We start from the raw sequence: 17,476 nt of genomic DNA on the forward strand, positions 1-17,476 counted from the left end.
TAATGTTGCTAAGGGAAATAAGATAAACCGATATTGAAAACTATTGGTTTATGAGTTGAATAAATCTATTTATTACATTAACAAAAAGAATAATTCCCCCTTTTATTCGTAAAACAATTACGGATGAAAACTTTTTTTCAAGCTACTAAGTTGCAAAGTTGCAAAGTTGCAAAGTGCAACAAAAAGTCAATTTTCTATTCTCTATTTTTTATTTTCTTTACTTTTTTTTCATTTGCACAGCAAAAACAAAAAGACAGTACTCAAGTAAATCAATTAGATGTAGTCCTGGTTTCGGCAGTACGGGTTACTACAAAAACGCCGGTAAGTTTTAGCAATTTAGACAAAAAAGATATTGCGCCTCGCAATTTAGGTCAGGACATTCCTGTTTTGATGAATTACATGCCGTCGGTAGTGACAACTTCAGATGCCGGAAACGGATTTGGATACACAGGCATTCGTGTACGTGGTAGTGATGCAACAAGGGTGAATGTGACTATCAATGGAATTCCATATAATGATTCGGAAAGTCATGGTACTTTTTGGGTAAATATGCCTGATTTTGCTTCTTCGGTGCAAAGTTTACAATTGCAACGTGGTGTAGGAACTTCAACAAACGGATCCGGAGCTTTCGGAGCGAGCTTGAATATGTTGACGGATTCTTATTCCAAAAAGAGTAGTGGTGAAATTTCGAATTCATTCGGAAGCTTTAATTCACACAAACATACAGTGAAGTTCAGTACCGGATTAATGAATGACCATTTTGAAATAGCCGGTCGTTTATCAACTTTAAAATCAGACGGATATGTAGACAGAGCTTCTTCTGATTTGAAATCATATTTTTTACAGGGAACTTACGTTGGAAAAACTACTTTGATAAAAGCGTTGGTTTTTGGAGGAAAAGAAAGAACGTATCAATCCTGGAACGGAATCGATGCGTTTACGATGACCTCGAATAGAAAGTACAACTCTGTAGGAGAGATATTTGATAATTCAGGAAATTTTGAAGGATTTTATAAAAATCAGGTAGATAATTACAATCAGGATCATGCGCAATTACACTGGAATGAAAAAGTTTCAAGTCGTTGGAATACCAATTTAGCTTTTCATTATACCAAAGGAAAAGGGTATTATGAGGAATATGTAGATGATTGGAAATATACCAATTTGTATTATGCTGATGATGCTCAATATTCGTTTTTAGGTTTAAATCCAATTGTGGTTGACGGACAAACTATTACTTCAACTGATTATACCAGAAGAAAATGGTTAGATAATGATTTTTATGGAGCTACTTTTTCTGCCAATTATAATGATGAAAAATTAAATGTGATTTTTGGAGGTGGAGCTAATCGTTATGAAGGTGCTCATTTTACCGAATTATTATGGTTGCAATATCCATCAAATAGTCAAATAGGAACGCCAATGAATTATAACATGGCGACTAAAAATGATGTGAATGTTTTTGCTAAAATCAATTACCAACTTTGTACAAATGTGAACTTTTTCGCTGATGCGCAATTGAGAAATGTACATTATAAAGCTAACAGTCCTGAAACTGGGTTGGTGAATGATAATTTTAATTTCTTTAATCCTAAAGCAGGTTTAACTTATACGGTTGATAATGCAAATGCTGTTTATTTTTCATACGCCCGTGCCAATCGTGAGCCTAACAGAACCGATTATGAAGGTGGAAGCGTAAAACCGGAACGATTGAATGATTTTGAATTAGGTTGGCGATATGTAGCGCCAAAAACTCAAATCAATCTGAATGGATTTTATATGAAATACAAAGACCAGTTGGTTTTAACAGGTGAATTGGATAATGTTGGGAATCCGATTAGAACAAACGTAGGTAAAAGTTATCGTTTGGGATTAGAAGTGGATGCTAAATTCCAATTGGATAAAAAATGGGCAATCGCTCCTAATTTTACTTTAAGTGATAATAAAAACATCGATTTTGTATTGGATAGCGGAAGTGGTTTGACAAATTTAGGAAATACCAATATTGCTTTCTCTCCAAAATTAATTGCTGCGAATAGTATCCTGTTTTCTCCAATTGAAAATTTACAATTGAATCTGTTATCAAAATTTGTGGGTAGTCAGTATATGAATAATATTGACGATAATCAGGGAAAATTAGCGGATTATTTTATTAATGATTTTAATGCGACTTACACCATTTTTCCGAAAAGTGTTTTTCAATCGGTTACTATTAGTGTGTTAGCTAATAATTTTGCTAATAGAAAATACATTTCTAATGGTGCTGATTATGGCGGAGGCTATGTATATTATTATCCTCAGGCTGGTGCTAATTTCTTAGCAGGGCTTACATTGAAGTTTTAATACCGTATAGTTTTATATTTAAAAAGCCTGAGAAATTCAATTTCTCAGGCTTTTTAATTTCTAATTGTATACCCGAAGTATGTTTCCAATTTTCTCTACTCGGTATTGTTTTAGAGGATATTGTAGTTTTCCTTGTCCAGTAAACAAACTGTATTCTTCTTTATCACAAGGGCAGACAAGATTGATACCGTTAAGCGTTAAGGTGGAGCAACTGCTTAGAGCCTGATTAGGACAGGCTGCATCAAAAGCATTATAACCTGATCCGGTATAAAACACATAGATTCCTTTTGGGCCTACTTCCGGACCTGCATAGTAAACAGCATTACTGGCATAATTAAGTTTTGAATAAGCAGGGTAGTTTAAATCAAATGTAATGGAAAAATTATAGTTTGGGATATAGGGGTTATTGTTCTTAAAACCATTATCAGAACAGGAAAAAAACAGAAGACATAGGAGTGAAAGCGAAATGATTTTTTTCATGTTTTTATTTTATAAAAGAATTAGTGAAACAAATTTAATTTATTTACATTTGAAATGTTATATGCTTAACATATAATTATTGACTATTAAAAAATATACTATATTTGTAGCAAGAAATCCCGTTGCGATGGGATTTTTTGTATTTATATAAACGATGAAATTATGAGTAACGTATCTTATTATACTGCCGAGGGTTTAAAAAAATTAAAGGAAGAGTTAGAGTATTTAAAAGCGGTGATGCGTCCAAAAGCATCTCAGGATATTGCTGATGCTCGTGATAAAGGAGATTTGTCTGAGAATGCAGAATACGATGCAGCTAAAGAAGCTCAGGGATTATTAGAGATGAAAATTTCTAAATTGGAAGAGTTATATGCTAATGCAAGGTTAATAGATGAATCTCAATTAGATTTGTCCAAAGTTTTGGTTTTATCAAGTGTAAAGATTAAAAATCAGGCTAACGGTATGGAAATGAAATATACCTTAGTTGCCGAAAGTGAAGCTGATTTGAAAACAGGAAAGATTTCGGTAACCTCTCCAATTGGAAAAGGCTTATTAGGAAAATCGGTAGGTGAGGTAGCTGAAATTACAGTTCCTAACGGAAAATTGAAATTCGAAATTCTGGAGATTACAAGAGAGTAAATTTTAGTTTAATTGGTTAATCGTTTATTCGTTTAACCGATTTAACGATTAAACAAATAAACAGCATGGCATCAATATTCACTAAAATAGTAAACGGAGAAATTCCATGTTACAAGATCGCTGAAGACGAAAATTATTTCGCTTTTTTGGATATCAATCCCAATGCAAAAGGACATACTTTGTGTATCCCTAAAGTAGAGGTCGATAAGATTTTTGATTTGGATGAAGAAGTGTATTTAGGCTTGATGCAGTTTTCAAGAAAAGTAGCTAAGGCTATTGAAAAAACAGTTCCTTGCAATAGAATTGCAATTTCGGTTATAGGTATTGAAGTGCCTCATGCTCATGTTCATTTGATTCCGTTAAATACGATGGAGGATATCCGTTTTCAAAAGAAAGCAGCTTTAACCAAACAAGAATTTGAAAAGTTAGCTGAAGAAATCAGAACTAATATATAATCAAATTATTATCATAAAAAGAGACACGAATTTATTCGTGTTTTTTTATATAAAAACTAATCCATATGAGAAAAATTCTATATTGTATGTTTTTGTTATTATCTGTTTTAAGTGTTGCACAAACTAAAACAGCCTATAGTGATGTTGATACTAAAATTGCTAAAATTCCAGTTGAATGGAGTACTTCAACAACTGGAATAGCAAAATTCATAACGGATAATTTTAAAACGGATACCGAGAAAATCCGTGCAGTTTTTTATTGGACTGCTACCAATATAAGTTATGATGTGCCTAATATGTTTGCGCCAAATCAATTAGAATCTCCTCAAGAAAAAATTGAAAAGACATTAAAAACTAAGAAAGGGGTTTGTATTCATTATGCTGAAGTTTTTAATGATATTTCAAATAAAATGGGAATTAAGTGCAGGATAATCGAAGGTTATACTAAACAAAATGGAAGTATAGCAACCATTGCTCACGCCTGGTGTGCGGCTAAAATTGAAAATAAATGGTATGTGTTTGATCCAACCTGGGGAGCCGGAGGAATAATGAACGGAAAGTTTATCCGAAAATTGAATAATTTTTATTTTAAAGCAGAGCCTTCTAAAATAATTGCCTCACATATGCCGTTTGATTATATGTGGCAATTTTTGAATTATCCTGTTACCAATGCGGAATTTTACGGAGGGAAGATACAATTGGATAAAACCAAGAAATATTTTGATTTTGAGAAAGAGATTGCTCTTTACGATAATGCATCAGAAAACGATCAGTTGTTTGAGTCGGCCGCAAGAATAGAGAAAAATGGTTTCAAAAATGCTATGATTTTAGAGTATTATAACCTTAAAAAGAAACAATGGAATGCTGTAATGCAAAATGCAGCTGTTGATAAACTCAATACAATTGTAGCCGAACTTAATGAGGCTGTATTGCAGTTGAATGATTTTATAATGTATCGAAATAATAAATTTAAGCCTGCTTTTTCAGATGAGAAAATCAGTCAGATGATTCAGACTCCAAGAGAGAAATTAGCAAAATGCCAAAATGATATTTTTAAATTGGTAATGGTAGGAAGTGAAAATACATCTAATATAAATTCGATAAAAAAGAATATTGCTCAAAATTTGATTTTAGCTGATGAACATGCCTCATTTGTGAAAGAGTATTTAAGTAAATCCAAGTTGGTTAGAAAAACGATGTTTTCTAAAATATCCTGGTTTGGAATTCCATTAAACTAAATAGTTTTTGAGGTGTAATTTCTTTGATTTTATATATTTGATAGTTTGCAACAAACGTTTTTTAATTGTTTTTATGAGAGCTACTCTTTTATTGTTTTTATGTCTTTGTTCTTTTTCTGTTTTGGCTCAAAAGAAACAGAAAATCCAGAAAAATTATGATTTGATTGATGCTGTAATGGATAGGATGCCGGCAGATTATAATCAGTCTATGGATGATATTAGCCAATATATAAAGAGTAATTTCGAAACAGAATCGGACAGAATTCGTGCTGTTTATTATTGGACAACTAAAACAATTAGTTATGATGTCGATAATATGTTTGAAGTAAAATTTGAAGAAAAATTACAAGACCGAATAGCAAGGGCATTTACGGATAAAAAAGGAGTTTGTTTTGATTATGCGAATATTTTTAACCAACTCGCAAATTCGGTTGGAGTGAAATCGTTCGTGATTACGGGATATACAAAATGGAACAAAATAAAGGTCGATAATTTGTCTCATGCCTGGAATGCGGCCAGAATTGATAACAAATGGTATTTGTTTGATCCAACCTGGGGCTCAGGGTTTGTTTTGAATGGCATTTTTACCAGACGTCTTGACGATAAAAATTTTAAAGTTGACCCGGAAATAATGATTAATACCCACATGCCATTCGATTATTTATGGCAGTTTAAGTATTATCCAATAAGTAATCAGGAATTTATTGATGGGGTTTATTTAGGTGATGACCAAAGACAAAAATTTGATTTTGTCAAAGAAATTGAAAGATTTGAAAATGAATCAAAATTGCAACAACTTTTTGAGGTAGCTCAAAGAATTGAAAAAGGAGGAATGAAAAACCAACATATTTCTCAGGCTTATGTACATGCAAAAACGGCTTGGAGAAATGAAAGTGAACGAGAAAAAGGAAAGCAATATGGCGAAATTGTTGATCAATTTAACAGAGCTAATCAATTATTAAATGATTTTATTCATTACAGAAACAAACAATTTCAACCTGCGGTTGCAGATGAAGAAATTAAGAGAAAGATTCTGGAACCAAGGGATAGTTTTATCAAATGTAGGGAAGTGCTTTTAGATTTTGAGAAAAACCTCAGTAGTGCTGCTAATAAGTCAAATGTCACTAATCTAAAAGAAGCAATAATTAAAAGACTGGAAAATGCAGAAATGCATTTGCAATTTGTAAATAGCTATTTGTCTAAGCCGGTTTCATCCAGAAAAATGATGTTTTATAAGACAGTGGTAAAGGCAAGATATTAAAAACTAGACTAGTTTTTTTAAACTGATTTGCATCGTTGTTCCTTTTCCAATTTCTGAATGCAGTACTTTAATACTGCCTTTGTGGTATTCTTTTACAATACGTTTGGTTAACGAAAGTCCCAATCCCCAACCTCTTTTTTTAGTGGTAAATCCCGGTTCAAAAATGGTGTTAAATTGATTTTTTGGGATGCCGCTTCCGGTATCTGTTACATTTATTTTTACCGTTTCGGTATTTTCCTCAATGTTAACCGCAATTTTACCTTTTCCTTTCATGGCATCAATAGCATTTTTGATAAGATTTTCGATTGTCCAGCTGTGAAGCGTTGGGTTTAATAGGGTGTAAATTTCCGATTTTGGACTTTCAAAAGAAAATTCAATTTGTTTAGAAAACCGTGATTGCAGGTAATTATAGGTTTGAAGTGTGGTGGTTACAATGTCAATTTTTTCAAGTACAGGTTCGGAACCAATTTTAGAAAAACGTTCCGTAATAGTTTGCAAACGGTTAATATCCTTTTCTATTTCCAAAGTAGTTGTTGGGTCAATATTTTCCGTTTTTAAGATTTCAACCCAGCCAATTAATGAAGAGAGCGGAGTGCCTATCTGATGTGCTGTTTCCTTGGCCATTCCGGCCCAAAGCTTGTTTTGTGTCCCTATTTTTGTGCTTTGGTAGAAATAGTAAATCAGTCCTGAAAATAAAACAATAATCAAAACTAAGGCAATGGGGTAATATTTTAATTTATTCAATAAAGCCGAATTTCCATAATACCATTTCTGGAATTTGTTTGGGGCATATTCAATAATGATGGGCTCGTTTTCTTTTTTTAGATTATTCAGGAAAGCCTGAGCTTTTGCTTTGTCTTTTATAATGGCTTCGTCAATATTTATTGTATTAATAATGCTGTCGTTTTCGGTAAGAATTACTGGAATGGAAGTGTTGTTTTTAAAAATTTGCAACGGAAGTTCCACATCGGTATTTTCATCGGCATTGATAAGGGTTTTTTGGGCTTTGGCCAAAAGATTCATTTTTATACGCTCTTCATTTTTGAATATTTGAAAAAAAGTATAAGTATTCCAAAGGATTAAGGAAATGATTAAAAATGAAGCAAAAATGAGAATCCATCGTCCGGTATTCCTTTTATCAGAAAATTGCATACGTGATATTTTGATGCATAAATATAACGAAATATATGTGGTATTATTTTGATTTTTTTAAGTTTTGTAAGTTCTGTTTTTACAGAATGTAAATGTGCTGCTGGGTAAAGCTGCTTGTTTCAAAAGATTTAAAAATTAAAGTATAAAATGTAAAACAAAGATTGTTGTCGGATAGAAGAAGTTATTATATTTGTAAATCAAATGTTTTTCTGTAAAAAGTTTGGTTTCCAAATTATTTTAAAATAATAATAGTTTAGAAGTCAGAATACTTAGATGAAAGGATGTGTTTTTATAGTAAAGTACTTTGGAAAAATAATAATCAAAAACAATTAAAATAACGAAGATGGAAGTTACAGGGAAAATTAAAGTTGTTAATCCGGAGCAACAAGTTAGTGCGTCATTTAGAAAAAGAGAAGTGGTTGTAACAACCGAGGAGCAATATCCACAACATATAATGATTGAATTTACACAAGACAAATGTGATTTGTTGAGTAATTATAATATTGGTGAAGCAGTAAAAGTTTCTATCAATTTAAGAGGAAGAGAGTGGGTTAACCCACAAGGAGAAACACGTTATTTTAACAGTATCCAGGGATGGAGAATTGAAAGATTAGCTGCCGAAGCTCCTGCAGCTCCAGCTCCAATGCCTTCAGCTCAGGCTTTTGCACCGGCTACAAACTTAAACGAAGATGAACCGGACGATTTACCGTTCTAAGAATTAAAAAAGTTAGAAGTTAGAAGTCAGAAGTTTGAGGTTACTTGAATTTCTGACTTTTTTGTTTTTGAAATTGCTATTGTATTTTGTCATTGCCATTGAAATATGTTTTATTTAACTGAAGAATTATTTTTCCCGCCCGTTCATTTAGCCCATTCTTCAGGAATTATTGGCTTAGGAGGCGATTTGTCGCCTGAGCGATTGCAATTAGCTTATAACAGCGGAATTTTTCCCTGGTTTGAAGACGGCGAACCCATCACCTGGTGGTCGCCTAATCCCAGAATGGTTTTGTTTTTAGATGAATTGATAGTTTCTAAAAGCATGCGTAATATTCTCAATCGAAAATTATTCAAAGTAACATTCAATCAAAATTTCAGAGAGGTCATTTCGAATTGTCAAAAAGTAAAACGCGAAGGGCAAAACGGTACCTGGATAACCGATGATATGATTGAAGCCTATTGCAAACTACATGATTTAGGAATGGCTAAATCAGTTGAGGTTTGGCAAGAAGACCAATTAGTTGGTGGCTTGTATGGTGTTGATTTAGGACATGTTTTTTGCGGAGAAAGTATGTTTTCTTTGGTTTCTAATGCTTCAAAAGTTGCTTTTATCGCTTTGGTAGAAAAATTAAAAAAAGAGCATTACAAATTGCTCGATTGTCAGGTGTATAATGAACATTTGGAAAGTTTAGGCTGCCGCGAAATTGAACGCGAAGAATTTATGACGATACTAAAAAAAGATATTTAACCGCAAAGTTGGCAAAAGTTTTTCGTAAAGATTCGCAAAGAGAATTTCTAAGATTTCTCCAATCTGTGTTCCAAAAACTAAAAATTTAATTTGGTAAAACTCCAGTCCAAAGTTTTATACAAAACCAATTCATTTTTCAAACTTGGCAAACCAATTATTAATTTCAAAGTTTCGTGTGCCATCATCGTTCCAATCATTCCGGGAAGTGTTCCTAAAACGCCGTTAAAACTGCAATTAGGAACATCTTTAGGATTAGGTGGTTCAGGAAATAAATCGCGTAAATTTTTACTTCCCTGATGGTTGAAAACAGCTATTTGACCTTCAAAACCTAAAATACTTCCGTAAACCAAAGTTTTTCCCAGCGTCACGCAAGTATCATTGACTAAATAGCGCGTACTAAAATTATCGCAACCATCGACCACAATATCAAAATTGGAAATGATTCTGGCAGCATTTTCAGCGGTTAGTTTTTCTTCGAAAGCGATAACGGCAATTAACGGATTTAATTTTTCAATGGTTGTTTTTGCTGTCACGGCTTTTGATAAACCTATTTGGTCTTCGGTATATAAAATTTGACGATGAAGGTTGTGAATTTCTATTTTGTCAAAATCAACTATTCCAATAGTTCCTACACCGGCTGTAGCAATGTATTGCAAGATAGGACAGCCTAATCCACCGGCACCAATTACTAAAACTTTGGCATTTTTTAATTTCGCTTGTCCTTCGTCGCCAATTTCAGGTAAAATCGTTTGGCGGTTATATCTTAAAAAATCTTGTATTACGCTCATTTTTATAAGTATCTAAGTCTTTGAGTTACTGAGATGCTAAGAAACTTAGAGGCTTAGTATCTCAGAAACTTTAAAAATAATTTCTATCCCAGTCTTTCCAAACTGCCTCATATCCGACACTGGAAATCAGTTTTGCAATTTCCGCTGCCGAACGTTCATCGCTAATTTCAAATTGTTCCAATGATTGCGGGTCAACTACATAACCTCCCGGATTGGTTTTAGAACCGGCACTCATACTTGTGATACCTATCGGGATAATGTTATTACGGAATTTTTCGCTCTCACGTGTGGATAACGAAATCTCTATATCTTCATTCCAAAGACGGTAAGCACAAATCAATTGGGTCAAATCCTTATCGTCCATGATAAAATTAGGTTCGATAACGCCTTCAGCCGGTCTTAATCTTGGGAAAGAAACGGAGTATTTGGTTCTCCAATAGGTTTTTTGCAAATAATCCAAATGCAGTGCATTGAAAAAACTATCGGTGCGCCAATCTTCTAATCCCAGTAAAACTCCCATCCCGATTTTATGAATGCCTGCAGTTCCAATGCGGTCCGGAGTTTCTAAACGGAAATTAAAATTGGATTTTTTCCCTTTGGTATGGTATTGCTTGTATACTTCCTGATGGTAAGTTTCCTGATATACTAATACCGAATAAACTCCTGCTTCATGTAATTGCTCGTATTCTTCCTGAGAAAGGGGCTGTACTTCGACGGAAATAATAGAGAAATCGTTTTTGATTTGCTCAATTGCTTTTAGGAAATAGTGGATGTTTACGGTATAATTAGCCTCACCTGTTACTAAAAGAACATGGTCAAATCCCGCTGTTTTTAAAGCTTCGACTTCTAAAGTAATTTCTTCAGCCGTTAGTGTTTTTCGTTTGATTTTATTATCCAGACTAAAACCGCAATAAGTACAAATGTTTTGGCATTCGTTACTTAAATACATTGGAGCATACATTTGGATGGTTTTCCCAAAACGTTTCTTGGTCAATTCATGACATTCCTGTGCCATTTGCTCCAAATAAGGTTGTGCAGCAGGAGAAATCAATACCAAAAAATCGTCCAGATTGCGTTTGGATTTGGATAGACTGGCTTCAACCTCTTTTGAGGTGGTTTGATATATTTTTGATTGAATTGTATTCCAATCGTACTGTTCAAAAACCGATTTGAATGTTTTCATAGTTTTTAACGCCAAGAGCGCAAAGTTTTTTCGCAAAGATTATAAAGGCTTTGCGCTCTTAGCGTTTTTTACCTTTGTGTACTTTGCGGTTAAATAATTATTCGTACAAAAATGCAGTCAACGGACTGGAAGCAACTGCCTGAGAATATTGTTGTCCCAGTTTAGCTTCAAATGCTTTTCTTCCTGCAATAACGGCTTCTTTGAACGCTTCTGCCATCATTTTTGGATTTCCGGCTACGGCAATAGCGGTGTTTACCAAAACGGCATCGGCACCCATTTCCATTGCTTTTGCAGCATCCGATGGAGCTCCAATTCCGGCATCAATAATTACAGGAACCTTAGATTGCTCTATAATGATTTCTAAAAAATCGATGGTTTTTAGTCCTTTGTTACTTCCTATTGGTGAGCCTAAAGGCATTACGGCCGAAGTTCCTACATCTTCTAATCTTTTGCATAAAACAGGATCGGCGTGGATGTATGGTAAAACGATAAAACCTAATTTGGCTAATTCTTCTGTAGCTTTTAAAGTTTCAATTGGATCGGGAAGTAAATACCTTGGGTCGGGATGAATTTCCAGTTTTAACCAATTCGTTTCCAAAGCTTCTCTGGCCAGTTGTGCCGCAAAAACAGCTTCTTTAGCGTTTCTTGCTCCCGAAGTATTAGGCAATAAATTGATTTTTGGATGTTTCAAATGCGACAAAATTGCATCCGTATCGGTTTCTAAATCGACACGTTTTAGAGCTACTGTTACTAATTCAGATTCTGAAGCCAAAATAGCTTCTTCCATTTGAGTATTTGAACCAAATTTTCCTGTTCCTAAAAACAGACGGGATTCAAAACTTTTATCTCCTATATTAAATGGTAACATATAATTTTTCGTTAAGTTGGTTAATTAATACTGATGAATTCTCACTGTGTGTGATTAAACCCGAAACAGCTATTCCCTGAATTCCGGTTTCCATCAAGTCGTCTATGTTTGCTAAGGTGATTCCTCCAATAGCATAAATTGGAATATCGAAACCATGGGTTTTTAAGATTTCTGTAATTGAATGATAACCTTGTAAGCCTAAAATCGGACTCAGTTTTTCTTTGGTTTCGGTATATTGAAAAGGGCCAAGTCCAATATAATCACAGTTTTCGTTGATTCTCTGAAGTACGTTTTGAATAGTGTTAGCAGTTCCTCCAATGATTTTATCTTCTCCTAAAATGGCACGTGCTTCTTCAATTTTCATATCGGTTAAGCCCAAGTGAACACCGTCGGCATTAATTTCTTTGGCTAATGCTGCATTGTCGTTAATGATGAAAACGGCATTATGAACATCGCATAGTTCTTTTACAGATGCGGCCAGGGCATAAAGTTCAATTTGGCTGCTGTTTTTAAAACGAAGCTGAATCCAGTTACAACCATTTTCCAATGCTTTTCGGATGTTTTGTAATTGTTCTTCGCTGGTATTTCCCTGCGAGATATATTGTAATCTGCTATACATAATGGTATCCTATTAAGGTGGGATTAGATTTTAAGTAATTTTCGATATAATTTTTAGCGTTGCTACAGGCTGTTTTTAAATCCTGTTCTAAAGCCAGATTTGCTGTGATTGCGGATGACAATACGCAACCTGAACCGTGTTTTTCTGAAAGCTGCGTTTCTTTTGGGAAAAACTTCAGAATCTCATTTTTGGTATACAGATAATCTGTACCAATTGCTTCCAAACGATGACCGCCTTTTAAAAAGACAGCCGTATGTTCAGCAAGTTTTTCAGCAATAAAACCGGCTTCTGATTCATTTGGATTCAATTGTAAAATCTCATTATAATTAGGCGTAATCAAATCAATTTGTTCGAGTATTTCTATCAAAACAGATTGATTTTTGATGTTTAAAAAACTAAAATCGGTTGTTGATTTTAATACGGTATCCCAAACTATTTTCGTTGTTGGTGAAAGTTTTTTTATCGTAAAAACAATTTCTTTCAGATAGTCTAATGAAGGAACAATCCCGATTTTTACTGCTTTTATGGTGTATTTTTGAAATAATATTTCAATGCTTCGCAAAACAAAATCAACTGTGGTCCATTGCATTTCAAAGAAGTTACTCTCGGTTTGAATGGTATTACCGGTGTTAATAGCAAAACCTTGTACCCGAAGCTGCTCGAATGTTTTGATATCTGCCAAAACACCGGCGCCAGCAGAAGGGTCAAAGCCCGCAATACTTAAAACGAAAGGACGATTTGTTGACATGATTTGAAATTTTCTATTGGATTATTGCTTTTCCAAATGGTTCCTAAAAGTGCTACATCATCAAAGCCAAATTGTAAAGCCTGATTGATGTTTTCGGCATCTATTCCTCCTAAACCGATAAGTTTTGTTTTAAAATTGTTTCTCTTTTTTATTTCAGTTGACCAGTTTACATTGGGTTCATAATTTTCTTTAGAAATACTTTTGAATACCGGACTCAAAAAAGCATAATCAATATCCTCAGACAACGCATTGAATTCTTCGATGGAATGTGTCGAAGTAGATACTGTAAAACCTTCAGTTTTTTGAAAGTTATCAGGTCTGTTTGTTGAAGAAAAGTGAATCCGATTTATTCCAAATTCTTCAGTCAAATGATGGTAATTGTGTAAAACCAACCGATTTCTACATTCCAATTCAATTGCAGTTACAAAAGCTTTCATTTCTGTTTCAGAAAAGCTGGGCTTTCGAACATGAAACAAATCCATGCCTCCCTCAAAAAGAGAATGGATGAGCTTGATTTCATTTGCTACCGCAGTTGGATTGGAAATAACAATCATTTTTAAATATTAGATTATAGAATATAGAAAAGAGAGAATAGACAGTAATCGAAAATGAATCAAATCTATATTCTCTTCTCTATGTTCTTTTTTCTTTTTATATATAAATCTCTTTTCCTTGTTCGATGAATTCTTCTGATTTCTCCTGCATTCCTTTTTTAGCTTCTTCCACATCACGGATTTCCTGTGATATCTTCATAGAGCAGAATTTAGGTCCGCACATAGAGCAGAAATGCGCTACTTTGGCTCCGTCAGCAGGTAAAGTTTCGTCGTGGAATTCTCTTGCTGTGTCAGGGTCAAGTGCCAAATTGAATTGGTCTTCCCAACGGAATTCGAAACGGGCTTTACTCAAGGCGTTGTCGCGGTATTGCGCTCCCGGATGTCCTTTGGCTAAATCGGCAGCGTGAGCGGCAATTTTATAAGTGATAACTCCGTCTTTTACGTCTTTTTTGTTTGGTAAACCAAGGTGTTCTTTTGGCGTTACATAACACAGCATCGCACATCCATACCAACCAATCATCGCTGCTCCAATGGCAGAAGTGATGTGGTCATAACCAGGAGCAATATCAGTAGTTAATGGTCCAAGAGTGTAAAAAGGCGCTTCAGAACAGTGCTCTAATTGCTTGTCCATGTTTTCTTTAATCATGTGCATTGGCACGTGACCAGGACCTTCAATAAATGTTTGCACATCGTGTTTCCAGGCAATTTTTGTCAATTCGCCTAAGGTTTCTAATTCGGCAAATTGAGCGGCATCATTAGCATCGGCAATAGATCCCGGACGTAAACCATCTCCAAGAGAGAAAGCCACATCATATTGTTTCATGATTTCGCAGATTTCTTCGAAATGCGTGTATAAGAAGTTTTCTTTGTGGTGAAACAAACACCATTTTGCCATAATCGAACCACCACGGGAAACAATTCCTGTTACACGATTAGCAGTTAAATGAATGTAGCGCAATAAAACTCCGGCGTGAATAGTAAAATAAGAAACTCCCTGTTCAGCTTGTTCAATTAAAGTATCACGGAAAACTTCCCAGGTTAAATCCTCAGCAATTCCGTTTACTTTTTCTAAAGCTTGGTAAATTGGCACCGTTCCAATTGGCACCGGAGAGTTACGGATAATCCATTCTCTGGTTTCGTGGATGTTTTTTCCGGTAGATAAATCCATAATCGTATCAGCTCCCCAACGGCAAGCCCAAACTGCTTTTTCTACTTCTTCTTCGATAGAGGATGTAACAGCACTGTTTCCAATATTAGCATTAATTTTTACAAGGAAATTACGCCCTACAATCATCGGCTCACTTTCAGGGTGGTTGATGTTGTTAGGGATAATAGCACGACCGGAAGCAACTTCAGAACGAACAAATTCAGGAGTGATTTTAGATTTTGGAGTGTTTGCACCAAAACTATGTCCGGCATGCTGACATTGCATTGCTTTTTGAGCGGTTTCTAATTGCTCGATACGTTGATTTTCACGGATGGCAATGTATTCCATTTCAGGAGTGATGATTCCTTTTTTGGCATAATACAATTGGGAAACATTAGCACCTTTTTTGGCACGCATTGGTTTGTGTAAGTATTCAAATCGAAGGTGATTTAATTTTTCGTCAGCCAAACGCTCTTTTCCGTAATCAGAAGAGATTTCGGTTAATTCTTCTACGTCATTACGGTCTAAAATCCATTGTTCACGAATTCGTGGTAATCCTTTTCTAACGTCGATTTCGATATTAGGATCGGTGTAAGGACCTGAAGTATCGTAAACCGTTACAGCAGGATTTTTTTCTACACCGCCTTTAGCCAATTTAGTGTCAGATAATTGAATTTCGCGCATCGCTACTTTTATCGGGTGGATTTCACCATCGATGTATACCTTAGTCGAATTAGGAAAAGGTTGTCTTGATATTTTTTCTTCGTTGTTCATATTTTTTTATTGAAAGATTGAAAGATTGAAAGATTGAAAGATTCGAATCATTAAATTCTTAAATCTTTTAATCTTTAAATTGTTTTACCCTCCCTGTGTGGCAGAGATAATTAAAATATCGTCAGTTTCGGATAGCTGGTGATTGTCCCAATTGGATTTTGGAATCACATTGTTGTTAACAGCTACGGCAATGCCGTTTTGTTTTTGCGGAATTTCAATATCGAGCAAGGCTTGAATGCTTAGCGCATTTGCTTGAAATTGTTTGATTTGATTGTTGATTTTTAGTTCCATTCCTTGATTTTTTAAATAAAAAATACTTTAGGAATGGCTGTAAAGAGTCCAAAAAAATGGAACTACCGGAAGTCATCTTACTTTTCCCTACGCTAGTATTAACCAGATCAGGTTCAGAGGGTAAAATCTCAGCCTGCTAATGCAGACACCCCTAAAGTGTGCGACAAATGTAATGAAAAAGTTAGAAGAAGAATGTTATATATTAGAAGTTTAACAATTTTGTGCAGAATACTTCTAAAACTGAACATCAATTACTGTTGTCTTGTCCAGCAGCTTTCTATGTGGTCGTTAACCATTCCTGTGGCCTGCATATGGGCATAGACTACAGTGGAACCAACAAATTTAAAACCGCGTTTCTTTAAATCTTTGCTGATGGTGTCAGAAAGAAGAGTGGTGGCGGGAATTTCTTTTAAGGATTGGAGTTTGTTGTCAATAGGTTTTCCATCAACAAAACCCCAGATGTATTTGGAAAAACTGCCAAATTCTTCCTGAACTTTCATAAAAGCTAGGGCATTGGAAATAGTAGCGCGTACTTTTAGTTTGTTTCTAATAATACCCGGATTCAATAGTAATTCTTCAATTTTGTCTTCGGAATAATTTACAATTTTTTTATAATCGAAATTGTCAAAGGCAACACGGAAATGTTCTCTTTTTGCCAAAACGGTGTACCAACTCAATCCTGCTTGAAAGGTTTCAAGAATTAAAAATTCGAATAATTTAGCGTCATCATAAACAGGAATTCCCCATTCTTCATCATGGTATTTACGGTATAAATCGTCTTTTTCGCACCAGGAGCAGCGTGTTTTGTTTTCCATGATTATTTGTTGTGAAGGTATTTTTCGATTAGGTGATGTCCAAGGTAAATTAATGGCGTTAAAACAATAGCCAACATTAATTTGAAAGTGTAACCTGTTATAGACATGTTGAGGTATTGGCTTGTAGTAATTTTTCCGGTTAACCAAAAGGCGATTCCCGAGACGATAAAACTGTCTATGAGTTGGGAAATCAGCGTAGAACCTGTGCTTCGAAGCCAAATCATTTTTTTACCGGTTTTATTTCGTAAAAACCAGAAAATGGAAACATCAATTAATTGGGAAACCATAAAAGCAATAATACTGGCAACCATAATAAAAAGACCCTGGCCGAATACAGCATAAAATTGTTCGTCGTTGACGGTTTCTTTAGTGATAAGAGCAGGGATTTTTGTTCCAATGAAAAGAATAAGGATGCAATAAGCAATAAGTCCCGCGGTAATAAAAGAGAGTTTTTTGACTCCTTCTTTGCCAAAATGTTCGTTGATAATATCGGTAGTAATGAAAACGATAGGCCAGGGAAGAATTCCAAGACTCATTATAAAAGGACCAATTTGAATGAGTTTTCCACCAATTAATTCGGCAACTACGGCATTGGTAATAAAAATTCCGGCGAGAATCAGGTAAACAGTGTCTTTTTTGGATTGAAACATTTCAAGGGA

Annotated in this window: 19 protein-coding genes and 1 riboswitch; of the genes, 7 read left to right on the forward strand and 12 right to left on the reverse strand. The window is 34.7% G+C overall.

The genetic code is table 11. From position 1 onward, the window contains the following. Positions 1 to 123 precede the first annotated feature (123 nt). Complete coding sequence (locus BLR17_RS04770) at positions 124 to 2,343, forward strand: TonB-dependent receptor (protein ID WP_066327228.1); 2,220 nt, start codon at positions 124 to 126, stop codon at positions 2,341 to 2,343. A 60-nt stretch (positions 2,344 to 2,403) separates the two neighbouring features. Here BLR17_RS04770 and BLR17_RS04775 read toward each other — a convergent pair whose 3' ends face one another. Then, the gene (locus BLR17_RS04775; RefSeq protein WP_066327226.1) at positions 2,404 to 2,823 is read right to left on the reverse strand and encodes a Rieske (2Fe-2S) protein; all 420 of its coding nucleotides are present in this window, start codon (positions 2,821 to 2,823) and stop codon (positions 2,404 to 2,406) included. 162 nt (positions 2,824 to 2,985) lie between these two features. On the opposite strand from BLR17_RS04775, the gene greA reads away from it, so the two are divergent. The 4 genes from greA to BLR17_RS04795 all read left to right on the forward strand — a co-directional run bounded on the left by greA (position 2,986) and on the right by BLR17_RS04795 (position 6,416). Continuing rightward, positions 2,986 to 3,462 (forward strand): transcription elongation factor GreA, encoded by a 477-nt coding sequence (gene greA, locus BLR17_RS04780; RefSeq protein ID WP_066327224.1) that lies wholly within the window; start codon positions 2,986 to 2,988, stop codon positions 3,460 to 3,462. Positions 3,463 to 3,527: 65 nt separating this feature from the next. Beyond that, positions 3,528 to 3,917: an HIT family protein gene (locus BLR17_RS04785; protein ID WP_066327221.1), complete on the forward strand. Its 390-nt coding sequence runs from the start codon at positions 3,528 to 3,530 to the stop codon at positions 3,915 to 3,917. A 65-nt stretch (positions 3,918 to 3,982) separates the two neighbouring features. Then, entirely contained in the window at positions 3,983 to 5,155 is a 1,173-nt protein-coding gene (locus BLR17_RS04790) for a transglutaminase domain-containing protein (protein WP_066327219.1), read from the forward strand. Positions 5,156 to 5,228: 73 nt separating this feature from the next. Then, positions 5,229 to 6,416 carry a transglutaminase domain-containing protein gene (locus BLR17_RS04795; protein WP_066327217.1) on the forward strand — a complete coding sequence of 396 codons (1,188 nt, stop codon included), beginning with the start codon at positions 5,229 to 5,231 and terminating at the stop codon, positions 6,414 to 6,416. A gap of 3 nt (positions 6,417 to 6,419) precedes the next feature. Here the strand turns inward: BLR17_RS04795 and BLR17_RS04800 are convergent, their stop codons facing one another. Beyond that, entirely contained in the window at positions 6,420 to 7,568 is a 1,149-nt protein-coding gene (locus BLR17_RS04800) for a sensor histidine kinase (RefSeq protein ID WP_066327216.1), read from the reverse strand. Positions 7,569 to 7,911: 343 nt separating this feature from the next. On the opposite strand from BLR17_RS04800, the gene BLR17_RS04805 reads away from it, so the two are divergent. Beyond that, the gene (locus BLR17_RS04805) at positions 7,912 to 8,283 is read left to right on the forward strand and encodes a DUF3127 domain-containing protein (RefSeq protein WP_066327210.1); all 372 of its coding nucleotides are present in this window, start codon (positions 7,912 to 7,914) and stop codon (positions 8,281 to 8,283) included. 105 nt (positions 8,284 to 8,388) lie between these two features. After that, positions 8,389 to 9,030 (forward strand): leucyl/phenylalanyl-tRNA--protein transferase, encoded by a 642-nt coding sequence (aat, locus tag BLR17_RS04810; protein ID WP_066327207.1) that lies wholly within the window; start codon positions 8,389 to 8,391, stop codon positions 9,028 to 9,030. A 77-nt stretch (positions 9,031 to 9,107) separates the two neighbouring features. On the opposite strand, the gene BLR17_RS04815 is transcribed toward aat, so the two are convergent. The 10 genes from BLR17_RS04815 to BLR17_RS04860 form a co-directional block, all read right to left on the reverse strand. Beyond that, positions 9,108 to 9,818: a HesA/MoeB/ThiF family protein gene (locus BLR17_RS04815; protein ID WP_066327204.1), complete on the reverse strand. Its 711-nt coding sequence runs from the start codon at positions 9,816 to 9,818 to the stop codon at positions 9,108 to 9,110. A 70-nt stretch (positions 9,819 to 9,888) separates the two neighbouring features. Beyond that, the gene (gene thiH, locus BLR17_RS04820; protein ID WP_066327202.1) at positions 9,889 to 11,001 is read right to left on the reverse strand and encodes a 2-iminoacetate synthase ThiH; all 1,113 of its coding nucleotides are present in this window, start codon (positions 10,999 to 11,001) and stop codon (positions 9,889 to 9,891) included. A 97-nt stretch (positions 11,002 to 11,098) separates the two neighbouring features. After that, positions 11,099 to 11,869: a thiazole synthase gene (locus tag BLR17_RS04825; RefSeq protein WP_066327199.1), complete on the reverse strand. Its 771-nt coding sequence runs from the start codon at positions 11,867 to 11,869 to the stop codon at positions 11,099 to 11,101. Then, positions 11,856 to 12,488, reverse strand: a complete 633-nt coding sequence (locus BLR17_RS04830; protein ID WP_066327190.1) for a thiamine phosphate synthase — start codon at positions 12,486 to 12,488, stop codon at positions 11,856 to 11,858. The genes BLR17_RS04825 and BLR17_RS04830 overlap by 14 nt, the downstream gene beginning before the upstream one ends. After that, positions 12,481 to 13,236: a hydroxymethylpyrimidine/phosphomethylpyrimidine kinase gene (locus BLR17_RS04835; RefSeq protein WP_066327188.1), complete on the reverse strand. Its 756-nt coding sequence runs from the start codon at positions 13,234 to 13,236 to the stop codon at positions 12,481 to 12,483. The genes BLR17_RS04830 and BLR17_RS04835 overlap by 8 nt, the downstream gene beginning before the upstream one ends. Beyond that, entirely contained in the window at positions 13,209 to 13,790 is a 582-nt protein-coding gene (locus BLR17_RS04840; protein WP_066327185.1) for a thiamine phosphate synthase, read from the reverse strand. The genes BLR17_RS04835 and BLR17_RS04840 overlap by 28 nt, the downstream gene beginning before the upstream one ends. A 97-nt stretch (positions 13,791 to 13,887) precedes the next feature. Next, the gene (gene thiC / locus BLR17_RS04845) at positions 13,888 to 15,711 is read right to left on the reverse strand and encodes a phosphomethylpyrimidine synthase ThiC (protein ID WP_066327184.1); all 1,824 of its coding nucleotides are present in this window, start codon (positions 15,709 to 15,711) and stop codon (positions 13,888 to 13,890) included. A gap of 84 nt (positions 15,712 to 15,795) precedes the next feature. Then, positions 15,796 to 16,002 carry a sulfur carrier protein ThiS gene (gene thiS / locus BLR17_RS04850; protein ID WP_066327177.1) on the reverse strand — a complete coding sequence of 69 codons (207 nt, stop codon included), beginning with the start codon at positions 16,000 to 16,002 and terminating at the stop codon, positions 15,796 to 15,798. Between the two features lie 67 nt (positions 16,003 to 16,069). Continuing rightward, positions 16,070 to 16,165, reverse strand: a riboswitch (TPP riboswitch). An 88-nt stretch (positions 16,166 to 16,253) separates the two neighbouring features. After that, complete coding sequence (locus tag BLR17_RS04855; RefSeq protein ID WP_066327170.1) at positions 16,254 to 16,817, reverse strand: DNA-3-methyladenine glycosylase I; 564 nt, start codon at positions 16,815 to 16,817, stop codon at positions 16,254 to 16,256. 2 nt (positions 16,818 to 16,819) lie between these two features. Next, entirely contained in the window at positions 16,820 to 17,467 is a 648-nt protein-coding gene (locus BLR17_RS04860) for a queuosine precursor transporter (protein WP_066327169.1), read from the reverse strand. Positions 17,468 to 17,476 lie beyond the last annotated feature (9 nt).

It is taken from the genome of Flavobacterium glycines (genome assembly GCF_900100165.1).
Taxonomy (GTDB): domain Bacteria; phylum Bacteroidota; class Bacteroidia; order Flavobacteriales; family Flavobacteriaceae; genus Flavobacterium; species Flavobacterium glycines.